Source organism: Kitasatospora sp. NPDC015120 (genome assembly GCF_043080305.1).
Lineage (GTDB): Bacteria > Actinomycetota > Actinomycetes > Streptomycetales > Streptomycetaceae > Kitasatospora.
The window spans coordinates 692,261-709,432 of record NZ_JBIBVJ010000001.1 but is presented as its reverse complement, the minus strand read 5'-3'; the positions used below and the strand labels follow the sequence as shown (position 1 = coordinate 709,432).

At 73.5% G+C, this 17,172-nt stretch carries 16 protein-coding genes; 8 read left to right on the top strand and 8 right to left on the bottom strand.

The window, feature by feature from the left end; all coding sequences use genetic code 11:
• The first annotated feature begins 1 nt into the window (after window position 1).
• A complete protein-coding gene (locus ACF1AK_RS03355) occupies window positions 2-715 on the top strand; it encodes an alpha/beta fold hydrolase (RefSeq protein ID WP_391497059.1) in 714 nt (237 codons plus the stop codon).
• A gap of 17 nt (window positions 716-732) precedes the next feature.
• On the opposite strand, the gene ACF1AK_RS03350 is transcribed toward ACF1AK_RS03355, so the two are convergent.
• Together ACF1AK_RS03350 and ACF1AK_RS03345 are read right to left on the bottom strand one after the other, a co-directional pair.
• Window positions 733-999, bottom strand: a complete 267-nt coding sequence (locus ACF1AK_RS03350) for a protealysin inhibitor emfourin (RefSeq protein WP_380289084.1) — start codon at window positions 997-999, stop codon at window positions 733-735.
• 67 nt (window positions 1,000-1,066) lie between these two features.
• Window positions 1,067-2,086, bottom strand: a complete 1,020-nt coding sequence (locus tag ACF1AK_RS03345; RefSeq protein ID WP_391497058.1) for a M4 family metallopeptidase — start codon at window positions 2,084-2,086, stop codon at window positions 1,067-1,069.
• A 357-nt stretch (window positions 2,087-2,443) separates the two neighbouring features.
• On the opposite strand from ACF1AK_RS03345, the gene leuA reads away from it, so the two are divergent.
• The 4 genes from leuA (at window position 2,444) to ACF1AK_RS03325 (ending at window position 7,007) form a co-directional block, all read left to right on the top strand.
• Window positions 2,444-4,240: a 2-isopropylmalate synthase gene (gene leuA / locus ACF1AK_RS03340; RefSeq protein WP_391497057.1), complete on the top strand. Its 1,797-nt coding sequence runs from the start codon at window positions 2,444-2,446 to the stop codon at window positions 4,238-4,240.
• Between the two features lie 426 nt (window positions 4,241-4,666).
• On the top strand, window positions 4,667-5,176 hold the full coding sequence (locus ACF1AK_RS03335; RefSeq protein ID WP_391497056.1) for a TerB family tellurite resistance protein: 510 nt from the start codon (window positions 4,667-4,669) through the stop codon (window positions 5,174-5,176).
• A 234-nt stretch (window positions 5,177-5,410) separates the two neighbouring features.
• Entirely contained in the window at window positions 5,411-6,157 is a 747-nt protein-coding gene (gene recO / locus ACF1AK_RS03330; RefSeq protein WP_391497055.1) for a DNA repair protein RecO, read from the top strand.
• A gap of 4 nt (window positions 6,158-6,161) precedes the next feature.
• A complete protein-coding gene (locus ACF1AK_RS03325; protein ID WP_391497054.1) occupies window positions 6,162-7,007 on the top strand; it encodes an isoprenyl transferase in 846 nt (281 codons plus the stop codon).
• A gap of 124 nt (window positions 7,008-7,131) precedes the next feature.
• Here ACF1AK_RS03325 and ACF1AK_RS03320 read toward each other — a convergent pair whose 3' ends face one another.
• From ACF1AK_RS03320 to ACF1AK_RS03305, 4 genes are read right to left on the bottom strand one after another with little or no spacing between them, the layout of a single operon-like run.
• Entirely contained in the window at window positions 7,132-7,542 is a 411-nt protein-coding gene (locus tag ACF1AK_RS03320; RefSeq protein WP_355373061.1) for a Fur family transcriptional regulator, read from the bottom strand.
• Window positions 7,543-7,577: 35 nt separating this feature from the next.
• The gene (locus ACF1AK_RS03315) at window positions 7,578-8,522 is read right to left on the bottom strand and encodes a metal ABC transporter permease (protein ID WP_391497053.1); all 945 of its coding nucleotides are present in this window, start codon (window positions 8,520-8,522) and stop codon (window positions 7,578-7,580) included.
• Complete coding sequence (locus ACF1AK_RS03310; RefSeq protein WP_391497052.1) at window positions 8,519-9,298, bottom strand: metal ABC transporter ATP-binding protein; 780 nt, start codon at window positions 9,296-9,298, stop codon at window positions 8,519-8,521. The genes ACF1AK_RS03315 and ACF1AK_RS03310 overlap by 4 nt, the downstream gene beginning before the upstream one ends.
• A 13-nt stretch (window positions 9,299-9,311) precedes the next feature.
• On the bottom strand, window positions 9,312-10,325 hold the full coding sequence (locus tag ACF1AK_RS03305) for a metal ABC transporter substrate-binding protein (RefSeq protein WP_391497051.1): 1,014 nt from the start codon (window positions 10,323-10,325) through the stop codon (window positions 9,312-9,314).
• A 191-nt stretch (window positions 10,326-10,516) separates the two neighbouring features.
• On the opposite strand from ACF1AK_RS03305, the gene ACF1AK_RS03300 reads away from it, so the two are divergent.
• Window positions 10,517-11,899: a glycine--tRNA ligase gene (locus ACF1AK_RS03300; RefSeq protein WP_380289066.1), complete on the top strand. Its 1,383-nt coding sequence runs from the start codon at window positions 10,517-10,519 to the stop codon at window positions 11,897-11,899.
• Window positions 11,900-12,032: 133 nt separating this feature from the next.
• On the opposite strand, the gene ACF1AK_RS03295 is transcribed toward ACF1AK_RS03300, so the two are convergent.
• Window positions 12,033-13,304, bottom strand: a complete 1,272-nt coding sequence (locus tag ACF1AK_RS03295; protein WP_391497050.1) for a hypothetical protein — start codon at window positions 13,302-13,304, stop codon at window positions 12,033-12,035.
• A 164-nt stretch (window positions 13,305-13,468) separates the two neighbouring features.
• Complete coding sequence (locus ACF1AK_RS03290) at window positions 13,469-14,071, bottom strand: NADAR family protein (protein WP_391497049.1); 603 nt, start codon at window positions 14,069-14,071, stop codon at window positions 13,469-13,471.
• A 203-nt stretch (window positions 14,072-14,274) separates the two neighbouring features.
• On the opposite strand from ACF1AK_RS03290, the gene ACF1AK_RS03285 reads away from it, so the two are divergent.
• Both ACF1AK_RS03285 and ACF1AK_RS03280 read left to right on the top strand, forming a co-directional pair.
• Window positions 14,275-16,617: a hypothetical protein gene (locus ACF1AK_RS03285; protein ID WP_391497048.1), complete on the top strand. Its 2,343-nt coding sequence runs from the start codon at window positions 14,275-14,277 to the stop codon at window positions 16,615-16,617.
• A 78-nt stretch (window positions 16,618-16,695) separates the two neighbouring features.
• Window positions 16,696-17,130: a VOC family protein gene (locus ACF1AK_RS03280; RefSeq protein ID WP_391497047.1), complete on the top strand. Its 435-nt coding sequence runs from the start codon at window positions 16,696-16,698 to the stop codon at window positions 17,128-17,130.
• The last annotated feature ends 42 nt before the right edge of the window (window positions 17,131-17,172 follow it).

Below are 17,172 nucleotides of genomic sequence, written 5' to 3'. Positions count from 1 at the left end.
GGTGAAGCTGCACACGCGTGAGTGGGGTTCCGGCGACCGGGTCGCGCTGCTGGTCCACGGGATCATGACCGACCACCGCAGCTGGGGGTCGGTCGGTCCGGCGCTCGCCGAGCGCGGCTACCGGGTGATCGCCGTGGACCTGCGCGGCCACGGCGCCAGCCCGCGCGGCGAGGGCGCGACCCCGGTGGAGCGCTACGGCCCCGAGCGCTACGCCGACGACCTGGTCGACACCCTGCCGCAGGGCGCCGACCTGGCCATCGGCCACTCGCTGGGCGGGCTGGTCCTGCTGCACGCCGTCGAGCGGCTGCGGCCGGCCCGGGCCGTCTACTCGGACCCGGCCTGGAAGTTCGCCCAGCCGGGCCTGTTCGACCCGGCGGTCTTCGCGCAGTTCAAGCGGGCCACCCGGGCGCAGCTCACCCTGGTCAACCCGCGCTGGGCCCCCGCCGACGTGGACGTGGAGCTGGCCACCCTGGCCCTGTGGGACCCGGACACCGCGTTCGCGCTCTCCTCGCTGTACGAGCGGGCCGCGCTGCCGGGCGCCCCGGCCGTGCCCTCGCTGGTGCAGCTGGCCGGCAACAGCTGGCTGATCGGGCCCGAGGACGCCGAGGCCCTGCGCGGACTCGGCTACGAGGTCCGCAGGGTGGACGGGGCCGGCCACACCATCCACCGGGACGACCTCGCGGGCTTCCTGGCCTCCCTCGACGGCTGGCTCTGAGCGCCGGGCGCAGGGCCTCAGGCGCCCTCGCGCAGGACGAGGGAGACCAGTTCGCGCTGGGACGCGGTGAGCTTCGGGTCCGCGCAGTGCACCGTGCGCCCGTCGACGGTGATCTCGTAGTGGTAGCCGTCAGGCACCCCGTAGGAGGGCGTGCGCAGCCCGCCCGCGACGGCCTCGCGGGCGAGCGCGTGCACGTGCGGGGCGTCCACCCGCTCGGTGGTGTCGAGCTCAGCGCGGCGGACGTGTCCCGCGAGGCCGCCGGTCCGGGTCACCTGGATACGCATGGTGTCCATGGTGCTACCCAGCGATGGCGTTTGCCGGGGTTTTCCCGGACCTTGACTTAAGCGCGGCTCAAGCCGGGCTGATGCCGACCTTCGCCCAGGACGCGGTCACCGTGTCGGCGACCTCCGGTTCCGGGTAGCGGGCCTTCGCGGCGGCCACGGTGGCCCGGGCGAAGGCGGTGAAGTCGGCGTCGGCGGGCAGCCGCCGCCCGGTCAGCGCGTCGTACCAGATCCGGCCGGCGCGTTCCCAGGCCGGGCCGCCGAGCGCGGTGGCGAGCAGGTAGAAGGCGTGGTTGGGGATGCCCGAGTTGATGTGGACCCCGCCGTTGTCCCGGGAGGTGCGCACGTAGTCGCGCAGGTGGGCGGGTTGCGGGTCCTTGCCCAGCCGGGGGTCGTCGTAGGCGGTGCCGGGCGCCTTCATCGAGCGCAGCGCGACCCCCTGCACGCCGGGGGCGAGCAGTCCGGCGCCGATCAGCCAGTCCGCCGCGGCGGCGTCCTGCTGCAGCGCGTACTGCTTGACCAGGGAGCCGAAGACGTCGGAGACCGACTCGTTGAGCGCCCCGGGCTGGTCGCGGTACTCCAGTGCGGCGGTGAACTGGGTGACACCGTGGGCGAGTTCGTGGCCGATGACGTCGACGCAGGCGGTGAAGTCGCCGAACACCTCGCCGTCGCCGTCGCCGAAGACCATCCGCCGGCCGTCCCAGAAGGCGTTGTCGTACTCCTGGCCGTAGTGGACGGTGGCGTCCAGCCGCAGGCCCTGGTCGTCGATGGAGTGCCGTCCGTAGACGGCGGAGAACAGCGTCCAGGTGGCGCCGAGACCGTCGTAGGCGTGGTTGACGGACTGGTCGGGCAGGGGGCTCTCGCCCTCCCGGCGGACGGTGCGGCCGGGCAGGCGTTCGCGGTGCCCGGCGTCGGAGATCACCCGCTCCAGGCGGTCGGCGGCCGGGGCGGGCGGGGCGGCGGTGAGCCGGGCGGCCCGGTGCGCGGCATCGAGGGCGAGGGAGCGGGCGGCGGGCGCGTGACCGTCCTCGGCGAGGCGGTCCAGGACGTACGGCGGAACGATCGCGCAGAGCGTCGGTTCGGCTGTCATGTGGCCCAGCGTGAGGCATTGATGACGTGTTGTCACCGGCGCGGACGGGATCGCGCGCCGTCCGGGCGCATCCGCGCGCCGTCTCAAGGGGTGGGAAGAGCGGGCGGCCGGCTTCGGGGCCGCGCGGCCCTGGGTTAGGCTGGGCCGCATCATGCGCAACGGGCTGCTTCTTCTTAGCTGCCGCGTCGAGGGCCTGTAGTCCACCAAGGGCCGGCTCCCTCGCCGCGGGGACTGTGCTGCGCGCTGATTCCGGTGGTCCCACGGGGACCGCGAGCGGCAGCAGGCCGGCCGAGTCGGGTGAGGACACCGCCCCGACCAGCCCGCACCACGCATCACAGGAAGCCGAGAGTCGCCCCCATGACCGAGCAGAGCTCCGCCGCGCCCGTCCCCGCCGCCCGCGCCTTCGCCGGCCGGCCCACCCCGATCACCGCCGGTTCGGTGCGCCAGCGGCCGTCCGGCATGCGGCACGGCCGCTACCTGCCCTTCGGCACCGTCGACCTGCCGGACCGCACCTGGCCGTCGAAGGTGATCACCAAGGCGCCGCGCTGGCTCTCCACCGACCTGCGGGACGGCAACCAGGCGCTGATCGACCCGATGTCCCCGGCCCGCAAGCGCAAGATGTTCGACCTGCTGGTCGCGATGGGATACAAGGAGATCGAGGTCGGCTTCCCGTCCTCCGGGGCCACCGACCACGCCTTCGTGCGCTCGCTGATCGAGGAGGGGGCGATCCCGGAGGACGTCACCATCTCGGTGCTGACCCAGGCGCGCGAGGAGCTGATCGAGAAGACCGTCGAGTCGCTGGTCGGCGCGCCGCGCGCGACCGTGCACCTGTACAACGCGACCGCGCCGCTGTTCCGCCGGGTGGTGTTCCGCAACGACAAGGAGGCCACCAAGGCGATCGCCACCGACGGCACCCGGCTGGTGATGGAGTACGCCGAGAAGCTGCTGGGCGACGACACCGTCTTCGGCTACCAGTACTCGCCGGAGATCTTCGTCGACACCGAGCTGGACTTCGCGCTGGAGGTCTGCGAGGCGGTCATGGACGTCTGGCAGCCGGGCGAGGGCCGCGAGATCATCCTGAACCTGCCGGCCACCGTCGAGCGGGCCACCCCGAACGTCCAGGCCGACCAGTTCGAGTGGATGTCGCGCAACCTGTCGCGCCGCGAGTTCGTCTGCCTGTCGGTGCACCCGCACAACGACCGGGGCACCGCCGTCGCCTCCGCCGAGCTGGCCTACATGGCCGGCGCCGACCGGATCGAGGGCTGCCTGTTCGGCCAGGGCGAGCGGACCGGCAACGTCGACCTGGTGACCCTGGGCATGAACCTCTTCTCGCAGGGCATCGACCCGCAGATCGACTTCTCCGACATCGACGAGGTGCGCCGCACCGCCGAGTACTGCAACCAGATGGAGGTGCACCCGCGCCACCCGTACGCCGGCGACCTGGTGTACACCTCCTTCTCCGGCTCGCACCAGGACGCCATCAAGAAGGGCTTCGACGTCCTGGCGGCGGACGCGGCCGCCGCGGGCGTGCCGGTCGAGGAGCACACCTGGGGCGTGCCGTACCTGCCGATCGACCCGAAGGACGTCGGCCGTACCTACGAGGCGGTCATCCGGGTCAACAGCCAGTCCGGCAAGGGCGGCGTGGCGTACGTGCTGAAGAACGACCACAAGCTGGACCTGCCGCGCCGGATGCAGATCGAGTTCTCCCGGATCATCCAGACGATGACCGACGCCGAGGGCGGCGAGGTCACCCCGGCGGAGATCTGGCGGGTCTTCGAGGACGAGTACCTGCCGACCACGGCGAACCCGTGGGGCCGGATCTCGCTGAGCGGCTCGCGCACCCTGACCACCGAGGACGGCCGGGACGCGCTGACCGCCGAGGCGGTGGTGGACGGCGCGCCGGTCACCCTGGCCGGTACCGGCAACGGCCCGGTCTCGGCGTTCGCCGACGCGCTGGCGCAGATCGGCGTGGACGTACGGGTGCTGGACTACGCCGAGCACGCGCTGAGCGAGGGCGGCGACGCCCAGGCCGCCGCGTACGTCGAGTGCGCGGTGGACGGCCGCGTGCTGTGGGGCGTCGGGATCGACGGCAACACCGTGCTGGCCTCGCTGAAGGCGATGATCAGCGCCGTCAACCGGGCGCGGCGCGGGTAGTTCGTACGAGTGGACATCGCCGGGCCGTCCCCTTCGGGGGCGGCCCGGCGGCCGTTCCGGGACCGGGTCGGAGGGCCGTGGGCCGGGGGCGCGCGTGCTGTGTCCTGCGCCACATTTTTTCCGGGATCGGACCGTTCGAAGTACTGACACGTGTCGGCAACCGTGGCACCATCGTCCCACCGGAAGGCCGGGTCGGTGGGACGATCCGGTGGCCGGTCGCGTGACCTGCCCATTGTTGTGCAGGCCGCCTGCCATGTCTGGGGAGTGGGCGCCGTGACAGGGATGTGGGGTGTTCGCCCGCGGTGGCGGACTGACGTTCTCGGTGACTTCTTCTGTCCAGGCTGCGGCGGGGACCGCAACTACCGCCGGCAGCACGGCCGGCGGTGGCTGCGGCTGCTGGGAACCCCGGTGCTTCCGCTCGGACCGGTGATCGGCAGTGTGCAGTGCACCAGCTGCCACGGCCGGTTCGGGGTGGAGAGCCTGGAACAGCCCACCTGCGTGCGCCTGGGCGGGATGCTGCGCGACGCGCAGTACACCGTCGCGCTGGCCCTGCTGGCCGCGGGCGGCACCACCCACCGTGCGGCCCGCGAGGCCGCCTGCGCGGCGGTCCGGGACGCCGGCTTCGAGGACTGCGGCGAGGCCCAGGTGCTGGCCGCGATGGCGGCGCTGTCCGGGCTCGGCGGCGAGCTCTACGACGCGCACGGCATGGCCGGCGGGCTGGCCGTGGAACTGCACGCGGTGCTCGAACCGCTCGCCCCGCACCTGGCCGGGCCCGGCCGGGAGCGGCTGCTGCTGCAGGGCGCGGCGATCGCGCTGGCCGACGGCCGGTACCGGCCGCAGGAGCGGGAGGCGCTGGACGCCGTCGGGCGCTGCCTGGACCTGCCGCAGGCGCGGGTCGGGGCGCTGCTGGAGGCGGCCACCCGGGCGCCGTACTAGACCCCTGCCCCCTCGCTCTCCCCTCGGCCCTCCCCGCGCTCTCCCCTCGTGCCCCCTTCCCCCGGACCCCCACGAACCGGGCCCCCACCCCCTCCGGGGCCCGCCGTGTCCCGCACCGTTCGGCGATCCCCCACGGCCCGGTGCGGGCACACGGCTGTCCGCCGGGGCGGGACGGCTGGGGGACAATGGTGGGATGTCCGTACTGTTCGAGGTCCGCTCCGGCGAGGCGGGCGCATGAGCCTCTTCCGGGACGACGGCGTGGTGCTCCGGGCGCAGAAGCTCGGCGAGGCCGACCGGATCATCACCCTGCTCACCCGTCACCACGGCAAGGTGCGCGCGGTGGCGCGCGGGGTGCGCAAGACCAAGTCGAAGTTCGGCGCGCGCCTGGAGCCGTTCTCCCACGTGGACGTGCAGTTCTTCAGCCGGGGGAGTGAGCTGGTCGGGCGCGGGTTGCCGCTCTGCACCCAGGTCGAGACGATCGCCCCGTACGGCGGTCGGATCGTCGCCGACTACGGCCGCTACACCGCCGGCACGGCCATGCTGGAGACGGCGGAACGGTTCGCCGAGAACGAGGGCCAGCCGGCCGTCCAGCAGTACCTGCTGCTGGTCGGGGGGCTGCGCACGCTGGCGGACGGCCCGCACGAGCCGCACCTGGTGCTGGACGCCTTCCTGCTGCGGTCGCTGGCGGTCAACGGGTACGGCGCGAGCTTCGACGACTGCGCCAAATGCGGGATGGAGGGCCCCAACCGGTTCTTCTCGCTCCAGGCCGGCGGCGTGCTCTGCGCGGACTGCCGGGTGCCCGGATGTGCCGTACCCTCCCCTGAGACACTGGTACTGCTCGGGGCGCTGCTGTCAGGGGACTGGCGGACGGCCGACGCCTGCGAGCCGAGGTACTGGCGGGAGGGCAGCGGCCTGGTCGCGGCCTATCTGCAGTGGCACCTGGAGCGGGGCATCCGCTCGATGAGATACGTGGAGAAGTGAGCACATGGCAGCGCGACGGCTCTTCGGCGGCGGCAAGCAGCGGGAGTACCTCCCCCCGACCCCGCACCCCAGCGGCGCCCGGCCCCCGAAGATCCCCGGCGAGCTGGTCCCCGGCCACGTCGCGATCGTCATGGACGGCAACGGCCGCTGGGCGAAGGAGCGCGGGCTGCCGCGCACCGAGGGCCACAAGGTCGGCGAGGGCGTCGTGCTGGACGTGCTGAAGGGCGCGATCGAGCTGGGCGTGAAGAACGTCTCGCTGTACGCGTTCTCCACCGAGAACTGGAAGCGCTCACCCGACGAGGTGAAGTTCCTGATGAACTTCAACCGCGACGTCATCCACCGCCGCCGCGACGAGATGGACGCGATGGGCGTGCGGGTGCGCTGGGCGGGCCGGATGCCCAAGCTGTGGAAGAGCGTCGTCCAGGAGCTCCAGGTCGCCGAGGAGCAGACCAAGGACAACGACGCCGTCACCCTCTACATGTGCGTCAACTACGGTGGCCGGGCCGAGATCGCGGACGCCGCGGCGGCCATCGCGGCCGATGTGGCGGCGGGCCGGCTGGACCCGAAGAAGGTCAACGAGAAGACCCTCGCCAAGTACCTGTACCACCCGGACATGCCGGACGTGGACCTCTTCCTGCGGCCCAGCGGCGAGCAGCGGACGTCCAACTTCCTGCTCTGGCAGTCGGCGTACGCGGAGTTCGTGTTCCAGGACGTGCTCTGGCCGGACTTCGACCGGCGCGACCTGTGGCGGGCCTGCGAGCAGTACGCGAGGCGTGACCGCCGGTTCGGCGGGGCGATCCCCAACGAGGTGCCGGCCGAGCTGGGCGCCGAGGTGCCGGCGCAGCGCTGAGCGCGCCGTCCGGCGCCGGCGCCGGGTGCGCGGAAGGGCCCGCGGGAGGTGACTCCCGCGGGCCCTCGTGGTGCTTGCGGCGTCCCGCGCCCGGTGTCCCGGGCACGGCGTCCCGCGCCCGGCTTCAGGCGCGCTTGGCGCACTCCGCGCAGGTGCCGAAGATCTCCAGGGTGTGCGCGATGTCGCTGAACCCGTGCTCGGCGGCGACCGAGTTGGCCCAGCGCTCGACGGCCGGTCCCTCGACCTCGACGGTGGCGCCGCACTGGCGGCAGACCAGGTGGTGGTGGTGTCCGCTGCTGCACCGGCGGTAGACGGCCTCGCCGTCGGCGGTGCGCAGGACGTCCACCTCGCCGGCGTCGGCGAGCGACTGGAGCGTCCGGTAGACGGTGGTGAGGCCGACCGAGTCGCCCCGGTGCTTCAGCATGTCGTGGAGCTCCTGCGCGCTGCGGAAGTCCTCGATCTCGTCCAGGACCGCCGAGACGGCGGCGCGCTGCCGGGTCGATCGGGCTCGCGGCGACGGGCCTGCGGTGGTCACCGTGGGTCCTCCTGGTGGTGTGGGCGGTTGGCACCTCATTGTGCCAGCCCCGCACTGGGCGCCGGAGTGATCTCGCCGCTACGGTCCGGGCGGCCCGGTCCGGCCCGCTCCGGGTCCGGCAGCCGGACGTCGCAGACCTGCGGTCCGGCGTCGGGGGTGGCGCGGTGGCGGCGCCGGGCGAGTGGTGCGGCGATCGCGCTGAACACCGCGAACACCGCGATGGCGAGCAGCACGATGGCCGGGCCGGAGGGCACGTCGAGCTGGTAGGAGCCGGTGACGCCGGCCAGGGCGACGATCACGCCGACCGCGATCGCGCCGGCCTGGGTCGCGGCGAAGGAGCGGGTGAGCTGCTGGGCGGCGGCCACCGGGACCACCATCAGCGCGCTGACCAGCAGCAGGCCGACCACCCGCATGGCGACGGTGACGGTGACCGCGGCCATCACGGCGAGCAGCAGGTTGAGCAGCCGCACCGGGACGCCGGTGACCTTGGCGAAGTCCTCGTCCTGGCAGATCGCGAAGAGCTGGCGGCGCAGACCGAGGGTGACGGCGACGACGACGGCGCCGAGCGCGGCGATCGCGGCCAGGTCGGCGGGGGAGACGGTCAGGATGGAGCCCCAGAGGTAGCTCTCCAGCGAACCGGCGCCCGCCTCGGCGGACTTGGAGACCAGCAGCTTGCCGCAGGCCATGCCGCCGTAGAAGAGCATCGCGAGGGCGATGTCGCCGCGCTGGTTGCCGCGCGAGCGGACCAGCTCCATGGTGACGGCGCCGAGCACGCAGACCAGGACGGCCATCCAGACCGGGCTGGTCTGGAAGATGAAGCCGAGGCCGACGCCGGTCATCGCGACGTGTCCCATGCCGTCGCCCATCAGCGCCTGGCGGCGCTGCACCAGGTAGATGCCGACGGCGGGGGCGGTGAAGCCGACCAGGACGGCGGCGATCAGCGCCCGTTGCATGAAGTCGTAGCTGAGCATCTCGGTCATGACAGCAGTCCCCGGATCCGTTCGTGGTCGTGGCCGTGGTCGGCGTGCGGGTGGACGTGGTCGTGGCCGGGCAGGGCGTGCAGGCCGGTGTTGGGGACGGGCGGGCCGTCGTGCGCGACGCAGCCGTCGCGGAGCACCACGGCGCGGTCGATCAGCGGTTCCAGCGGCCCGAGTTCGTGCAGCACCAGCAGGACGGCGGCGCCGCGCGCGACCTCGGCGCGCAGGGTGTCGGCGAGCACCTGCTGACTGGCGGCGTCCACGCCGGCCATCGGCTCGTCCATGATCAGCAGGTCGGGGGAGCCGGCCAGCGCACGGGCGATCAGCACCCGCTGCTGCTGGCCGCCGGAGAGGTCGGCGACGCCGTCGCCGGCCCGGTCGAGCATGCCGACGGCGGCCAGCGCGCGGTCCACGGCGGCGCGGTCGGCGCGGCGGAACGGCAGCAGCCGGTGCAGCGGCAGCCGGCCGGTGGAGACGACCTCGCGCACGGTGGCCGGGACGCCGGAGGCGGCGGTGGTGCGCTGCGGGACGTAGCCGATCCGGTGCCAGGCGCGGAACCGGGCGAGCGGGGTGCCGAACAGTTCCAGGCCGCCGCGCTCCAGCGGGACGGCGCCGGTGACGGCCTTGACGGTGGTGGACTTGCCGGATCCGTTGGCGCCGAGCAGGGCGACCACTTCGCCGGGGCGGACGGTGAGGTCGACGCCGCGCAGCACCGGGCGTCCGCCGCGCGAGGCGACGGCGTCGTGCAGGCGGACGGCCGGGGGTGTCGGGGGGGTCATGCCGGTGGTCCCGTCAGCTGGTGGGGATGGCGGTGGCGCCCGGGCCGGCGTTCGCGCCGGTGCCCAGGGCGGCCTGGAGGTTGGCCAGGTTCTGCCTCATGACGGTGAGGTAGTCGTCCTTGGACCGGTCCTTGACGCCCTCCAGCGGGTCGAGGACGGCGGTGCCGAGGCCGAGGTCCTTGGCGACCGTCTCGGCGAGCCTGGGGCTGGCCAGGGTCTCGAAGAAGATCGTGGTGACGCCGTTGTCCCGGGCGGCCTTCTGGACCTCGGCGAGGCGGGCCGGGGTGGGCTCGGACTCGGGGTCGACGCCGTTGATGGGGACCTGGACGAGGCCGTAGGCCTCGGCGAGGTAGCCGAAGGCGGCGTGGCTGGTGACGAAGGTGCGGCCCCGGGCGTCCTTCAGTCCGTCCTTGAACTCCCGGTCCAGGGCGGTGAGGCTGCCGACCAGCTCGTCGGTGTTCCTGCGGTAGTCGTCGGCGTGGGCCGGGTCGGCCTCGGCGAAGCCGGCGCCGACGCTGCGGGCCACGGCGGCGTAGCGGGTCGGGTCGAGCCAGATGTGCGGGTCGCCGGCGGCCTCGTCGTGGTGGTGGCCGTCGTCCTCGGCATGGTGGTCGTGGCCGTCGTCCTCGGTGTGGCCCTCCGGGAGGTGGTGGTCCTCCAGCGGGACGGCGGTGGCGGCGTCCACCGTGACCTTGGCGTGGGAGCCGGCGACCGCCTTGTCGACGGTGGGCTGCAGGCCCTTGAGGTAGACGATCGCGTCGGCCTTCTGGACGCGTCCGACCTGCTTGGCGGTGAGTTCGAGGTCGTGCGGCTCGACGCCGTCGGCGGTCAGGCCGGTGACCTTCACGTGCTCGCCGCCGATCTTCGTGGCGAGGTACTCCATCGGGTAGAAGGACGCGACGACGTTCAGCCGGCCGTCCGAGCCCTGGGCGCCGGCACTGCTGCCGCAGGCCGTCAGCGTGAGGGCGGCGGCGAGGGCGGTGGCGGCCAGGGCCAGAGTGTTGCGAGCACGTCGTCGGATCATCATGACAACCATTCTCAGATTAGATGGAAATGATTGTCAAATCACTCGGACGGGTGAACGGGCGGTGACGGTGAGTGGGCGGGTACCGGCGATACCGATTTGAACCCCGTACCCATATGGCCGGTAACCTGAGGTATTCGGGTACGCGCAACCAGCCGTGCCCTGACCGGGCCGTACGTACTGAAGAGAGCACTGTGGCAGCCGACAAGATCGAGACGATCGTCAGCCTGAGCAAGCGCCGTGGCTTCGTCTACCCCTGCAGCGAGATCTACGGCGGCACGCGTGCCGCCTGGGACTACGGTCCGCTGGGCGTCGAGCTCAAGGAGAACATCAAGCGCCAGTGGTGGCGTGCGATGGTCCAGGCCCGCGAGGACGTCGTCGGACTCGACTCGTCGGTGATCCTGGCCCGCGAGGTCTGGGAGGCGTCCGGCCACGTCAAGACCTTCAACGACCCGCTGACCGAGTGCCTCTCCTGCCACAAGCGCCACCGGGCCGACCACCTGGAGGAGAAGTACGAGGCCAAGCACGGCTTCCCGCCGCCGAACGGCCTCCAGGACATCAACTGCCCGGACTGCGGCACCAAGGGCCAGTTCACCGAGCCCAAGGACTTCTCGGGCATGCTGAAGACCCACCTCGGCGTCACCGAGGAGGCGAGCGGCCTGGCGTACCTGCGCCCGGAGACCGCCCAGGGCATCTTCACCAACTTCAAGGCCGTCCAGACCACCTCGCGCAAGAAGCCGCCGTTCGGCATCGCCCAGGTCGGCAAGAGCTTCCGCAACGAGATCACCCCCGGCAACTTCATCTTCCGGACCCGCGAGTTCGAGCAGATGGAGATGGAGTTCTTCGTCAAGCCGGGCGACGACGAGCAGTGGCACGAGTACTGGCTGCAGCAGCGCTGGGACTGGTACGTCGGCCTCGGCCTGCGCACCGAGAACATGCGCCTGTTCGAGCACCCGAAGGAGAAGCTCTCCCACTACGCCAAGCGCACGGTGGACATCGAGTACCGCTTCAACTTCGGCGGCACCGAGTTCTCCGAGCTGGAGGGCATCGCCAACCGCACCGACTACGACCTGTCGGTGCACAGCGAGGCCTCCGGCCAGGACCTCAAGTACTTCGACCAGGAGTCCGGCGAGCGGTACTTCCCGTACGTCATCGAGCCGGCGGCCGGCCTCAACCGCGCCCTGCTGGCCTTCCTGCTCGACGCCTACTTCGAGGACGAGGCGCCGAACGCCAAGGGCGTCATGGAGAAGCGCGTCGGCATGCGCCTGGACCCGCGGCTGGCCCCGGTCAAGGTCGCGGTGCTGCCGCTGTCGCGCAACGCCGACCTCTCGCCGAAGGCCCGCGGCCTGGCCGCCGACCTGCGCACCGCGTGGAACGTCGAGTTCGACGACGCCGGCGCCATCGGCAAGCGCTACCGCCGCCAGGACGAGATCGGCACGCCGTTCTGCGTGACGGTCGACTTCGACACCCTGGAGGACAACGCGGTGACCGTGCGCGAGCGCGACACCATGACGCAGGAGCGCGTCTCGCTCGACCAGGTGAAGTCCTACCTGGCCGCGCGCCTCATCGGCTGCTGACGCCCGACCGCTTCGCCGGGAGCCCCCGTTCGCCCCTTGCGGGCGGGCGGGGGCTCCTCGCTGTTCCCGGGCCGTCGCGCCGACCGTTTCGCGAGCCGTTTCGCGAGCCGTTTCGCCGGCCGCTCCGCCGCGGTCAGCGGCGGCCCCAGCGGGAGCGCGGGCGGGCGGCCGGGGCGGTCGGCAGACCGGCCGTGCGCAGCGCGGCGAGCGTGGTGCGGTGGCGCGCGGGGTCGTCGAGCAGCGGTGTGAGCAGTGCCTCGTACAGGTCCGGGCGGCCGGCCAGCGCGGCGGCCAGCCGGACCAGTTCGGCCGGCGGGCGGATCGCCGGCAGCCCGCCCAGCAGCAGGGCGGGCAGCGGCGGGGCCATGGTGACGGCGAGCGCGGCGAGGTCCCCGGCGGGCCGGCCGGCCGCCTGGCGCAGCAGGGTCCGGGCGTCGGCGGCGCGGTCCGCCCGGTAGAGCCCGGTGGCCAGGGCGGCCAGTTCGGCGGTCGGCGCGGAGCCCCACTCCCAGAGCAGGGTGACGCCGTCGGCGTGCTGACCGGCCCGCTCCAGGGCGTCCAGCAGCGCGGGCAGGGCGGCGGCCGGGCAGGAGCGCAGCGCGTGGAACAGGTGGCCGGCCTCCTCGGCGAGCCCCGCCTCGCGCAGCTCGGCGAGGGTGGTGGCGGCGTGCAGGGGGCCCGCGTGCACGGCGCTGCGGACCAGCTGGACGGAGGCGCCGGCCGGGCCGCGGCGGGTGAGCAGGGCGGCCAGCTGGGCGGTGTCGTGCGGGGTGAGGTGCTCGGCGCCCTGCTCCAGCACGGCGGCGGCCTCCTCGGGGGAGGCCTGGCGGTACAGGGTGGTGATGCGCTCGGCGAGGGCGGACAGTTCGCCGGGGGTGCGGCGCCGGGGCGGGGCGGGGGGCGTCTGCCTCCCGGCGGGGGCCTGCCCGGCGTCGTGGGGGCGGCCGGTGCCGCTGTCGTGCCCGCTGGTGTGCGCGCTGTCCTGCCCGCTCGTGCGCGTGCTCGTGGTGGGGCCGTCGGCGGCGGGCGGGGCGGGCGGGGCCGGAGGCGCGGGCGGCGGGTCGGTGGGCGTGCCGGTGGGCTGGCGCGGGATCCAGCGGCGCGGCGCCGGTTGCCGCAACCGGTCCTCCAGCGCCTTGAGCCGGTCGCTGAGCTCCAGGCAGCGGGCGCCCAGCCCCTCGCGCAGCGTCCGCGCCTGGGTCAGCTGCCGCAGCAGCTCACCGTCCGGCCGCTGCCGCTCGGGCAGGGCCCGCAGCGCCTCGGTGAGCCGGCGCTCGCGCTGCCCCGCGTACTGCCGGGCACGGAGTAACTCGTCCAGCTGCGCTCTGAGTTCGAGAGCGGCCTGCTCGCTCTCGCTGCCGCCCGCGTCCGGGGCGGGGGGCTGTTCCGTCTGCCGTGTACGCATGATCACCGCAACCTGTCCAACTGGGCCCTGACGGCAAGACATCCTCGCGTCGGAATACGGCGGTGGCGTTACGGCAGTGCGTCCACTGGCTTGCGAGTGGTGTCCGGGAGCGCGCGGGGCGCCGACGTGGTGAGCACCCCGGCGTGCGCGCCCGGCCGGAGCGCCTACCCGGCGGCGGCCGCCGCGGCCGCCGCCAGCCGGGAGCGGGCCTCCATGAGGGCGAAGCCGAGCAGGTTCTCGCCGCGCCACTCGGCGGGGCGCCGGGCGCGCTCGTTGTCGGCGCCGAGGCCGATGCCCCAGATCCGGTCGAGCGGGCTGGCCTCCACCAGGACGCGCCGGTGCGTCGACAGCAGGTAGCCGAGCAGCTCCTCGTGGCCGCCGAACTTGGCCACGTTGCCCCGGACCACCAGCTCGAACCGGCCGGCCGTCCACGTCGTGTCGTCGAAGCCGCGGACCTGCCGGCCGAGCTTCTTCGCCTCGGCGGGGCTCGCGGCCGCGAGGATCCGGGCGAGCGTGCGCTCGTCCCCGAACATCCGGGCCTTGCCCGCCATCATCCAGTGCTCGGCGGTGGAGTACGCGACGCCGTCGACGGTGAACGGGTGCCCGGGCCACCACTGGCTCAGCACCCCGGGGCCGGGCGAACCGTCCCGCTGCTCCTGGTGCCCCCAGAACATCAGCCACCTGGGCTCCGCCCCGGCCGCCACGGCGGCGGTCAGCGCGGCGCGGTCACGGGTGTCGAGGGGGTCGGTCGTGCGTTCGTCGCTCATATCGTCATGCTGACACGAAGGGGTCGGCGGCGACCACGGGTTTTCCCGGTCCCGGCCGCGCGGTGGTGGCGGCACAACAGTTGAGCCATGAACTAAAGAATGTGACATAGTATCGGGCTCGGTCGAATCCGGACGTATCGTCACGATTCTTCCCGGAGGGCGCCCTCACCCTCCGCACCCTCGAACACCTCCTGGAGTCCCCCATGAGCGACCGCATACCCTCCGCCACGGGCGGGCAACGCCCGGCACGCGCACGCCGGTCCCGGCCCCTGCCGCCCGGCAGGGCGGTCCTCGGGGCCCTGGCCGCCTCGGCGCTCGCGCTCGCGGTGGCCGCGCCGCTCGCCGCCCCGTCGGCGGCCGCCGCACCCGCGGGCAAGGCGGCCCGGGGGCTCGGTGCCCAGCGGCCGATCGGCCCGGACCCGGCCGTCGACCTGCTCGCGCACGGCAACCTCACCATGGCGTCCAACTCCGTGCTGACCTGTGACGACAGCGACGGCTCGGTCTGCAACGACACCGAGGGCACCAACAACAACCGCACCAAGTACGTGAAGTCCGACCCGGGCGCGCCCGGCAGCAACGCGTCCTCCGCGCACCTGGTGATCCCCGCCGGCTCCCAGGTGCGGTCGGCCCGCCTGTACTGGCAGTTCAACCCGACCAACACCAGCAACGCGGGCGGCACCTCCGGCGACATCAACGCCGGTGACAAGGTGTCCTGGAAGGTCCCGGGCAGCTCCTCCTACGAGCAGCTCACCGCCGACACCTACGACTGGTTCGACCAGCAGGTCGGCGGCACCCCGCCGGAGCCGCTGCTCGCCGGGGCGGGCGTGAAGGACGTCACCGCCCAGGTCAGGGCGGCCGGCCCCGGCAACTACACCGTCGCCGGCATCCAGGCCTGCGCCGGACGTTCCTCCGCGCAGAACTACGGCGGCAACAACGTCGGCTGCTGGGGCGGCTGGTCGCTGGTCGTCGCCTACGAGAACCAGGCGGAGCCGCTGCGCTACCTCCAGGTCTGGGACGGCTTCCAGCTGCTGCGCAGCCCCGACAACCTGGCGACGCTCACCCTCTCCGGCATCCACACGCCCGCCACCGCCCCGCCCGCCACCATGGGGGTCACCGTCGGCGACGGCGACGTGCCGATCCAGGGCGACCAGCTGATGGTCGGCTCCACGACCGACAACCTGACGCTGCTGTCGATGCCCGGCCCCGCCGGCGCCGCCACCGACAACGCCTTCACCAGCCGGATCGACCACGTCGCGGCGGACGGGACCGGCGCCAACACCACCACCCGTGACCCCGCGCCGGTCAACAACTACGGCTACGACGCCCGGACGATCGACGTCACCGGCAGGATTCCCGCCGGGAGCACCCAGGCCGTGCTCCGGATCAGCGGCGCGGGCGACGCGCTGCACCCGCAGGCCGTCTGGCTCGCCGTCGACGCCCTCGAACCGGATCTGCAGCTCACCAAGGCCAACCAGCCGGCCGGTTCCACCACGGACAACCCGCCCGGCAACGTCGACCGCGGCGCCGAGATCACCTACTCCTTCACCGTCGCCAACCGGCACAAGGACGGCACCGCCGCCGACCTCGACACCGCCACCGGCGTCACCCTGACCGACGTGCTGCCCGCCGGCACCGGCTACGTCGACGGCTCCGGCCCCGGCTGCACCGCCGCCGGACGCAACGTCACCTGCGCCGTCGGCGACCTCAGGCCGGGCGCCGAGACCACCGTCTCCTTCCGGGCCCGGGTCGACGCGGGCCTCGCGCCGGGCACCAGGCTCGACAACACCGCCTCGCTCGCCTACCGGGGCGCCCAGACCGGCCGCGAGCAGCAGCGCACCAGCAACACCGTGCGCAACACCGTCGCCGAGCATGCCGGCTACCGGGTCGCCAAGACCGCCGACAAGGCCCAGGCCCTGCCCGGCGACACCGTGACGTACCGGGTGGACATCACCAACACCGGGAACGCGCCGCTCACCGCTCTGACCGTCACCGACGACCTGCGCGCCGTCCTCGACGACGCCGACTACAACGGCGACGCCGCCGCCACCGCCGGCACGGCGTCCTACGCGCAGCCGGTGCTCGGCTGGACCGGTGACCTGCCGGTCGGCGCCAGCGCCCGGCTGACGTACACGGTGAAGGTGAAGGACCAGGCCGCCGGGGACCACGTGCTGCGCAACACCGTGATGGCCGACCGGCCCGGCGGCAACTGCCCGGCCGGCTCGACGGCGGGCGAGTGCACCGCCACCGTCACGGTGACCACGTCCTCGCCGTCCCCCACGGCCTCCCCGACCGCGTCCCCGTCCGCCACCTCCTCCCCGTCCCCCGAGCCGACCGGCTCCCCGACCGCCTCGCCCTCGGCGGCCGCGACCGCGACCGGCCACCCGAGCTCCCACCCGGAGCCCACCGGCACGCCGCAGCAGCCCGGCGGCGGCAACCTCGCCGCGACGGGCAGCCAGGTCGCCCTGATCGGCGGCACCGGCGCCGCCGTCGCCCTCGCCGGCGCGGCCCTCGTCCTGGCCTCCCGCCGCCGGCGCCGGCGGCACTGACACGCCCTGAGCCGGAAATGAAGGCGGCCCCACCCCTGTTGTCGGTGGGGCCGCCTTCCCCTGTCCCGAGGAGCCGATGTGTCCCGGCCGTCCGACGAGACCCCCGCCGTCCGTGAACTGCGCCTGGTCGTCACCGCCGCCGACTACGAACAGGCGCTGCACTTCTACCGTGACGTCCTCGGCCTCCCCGAACGCGGCGCCTTCACCTCCCCCGACGGCCGGGTCACCATCCTCGAAGCCGGCCGCGCCACCCTGGAGATCGCCGACCCCCACCACGCCGACTTCATCGACGAGGTGGAGGTCGGCCGCCGCGTCGCCGGCCACCTCCGGGTCGCCTTCCAGGTCGACGACGCCACCGCCGCCACCGCCCGCCTCGCCGCCGCCGGCGCCGAAGTCCTCGCCGAGCCCGTCCGCACCCCCTGGAACTCCCTCAACTGCCGCCTGGAAGCCCCCGGCGCCCTCCAGCTCACCCTCTTCACCGAACTCGGCGACCCGGACCCGGCCGCGGACTGACGCCTACCGGTTCACCCGACGGCGTCCGCGCGTTCCGCGAGC

Coding starts and splice junctions, on each gene's coding strand:
- ACF1AK_RS03350 (WP_380289084.1), bottom strand. CDS start 999: ATGCGTATCCAGGTGACCCGGACCGGCGGCCTCGCGGGACACGTCCGC.
- ACF1AK_RS03345 (WP_391497058.1), bottom strand. CDS start 2,086: ATGACAGCCGAACCGACGCTCTGCGCGATCGTTCCGCCGTACGTCCTG.
- leuA (WP_391497057.1), top strand. CDS start 2,444: ATGACCGAGCAGAGCTCCGCCGCGCCCGTCCCCGCCGCCCGCGCCTTC.
- recO (WP_391497055.1), top strand. CDS start 5,411: ATGAGCCTCTTCCGGGACGACGGCGTGGTGCTCCGGGCGCAGAAGCTC.
- ACF1AK_RS03325 (WP_391497054.1), top strand. CDS start 6,162: ATGGCAGCGCGACGGCTCTTCGGCGGCGGCAAGCAGCGGGAGTACCTC.
- ACF1AK_RS03315 (WP_391497053.1), bottom strand. CDS start 8,522: ATGACCGAGATGCTCAGCTACGACTTCATGCAACGGGCGCTGATCGCC.
- ACF1AK_RS03310 (WP_391497052.1), bottom strand. CDS start 9,298: ATGACCCCCCCGACACCCCCGGCCGTCCGCCTGCACGACGCCGTCGCC.
- ACF1AK_RS03305 (WP_391497051.1), bottom strand. CDS start 10,325: ATGATGATCCGACGACGTGCTCGCAACACTCTGGCCCTGGCCGCCACC.
- ACF1AK_RS03295 (WP_391497050.1), bottom strand. CDS start 13,304: ATGCGTACACGGCAGACGGAACAGCCCCCCGCCCCGGACGCGGGCGGC.
- ACF1AK_RS03290 (WP_391497049.1), bottom strand. CDS start 14,071: ATGAGCGACGAACGCACGACCGACCCCCTCGACACCCGTGACCGCGCC.
- ACF1AK_RS03285 (WP_391497048.1), top strand. CDS start 14,275: ATGAGCGACCGCATACCCTCCGCCACGGGCGGGCAACGCCCGGCACGC.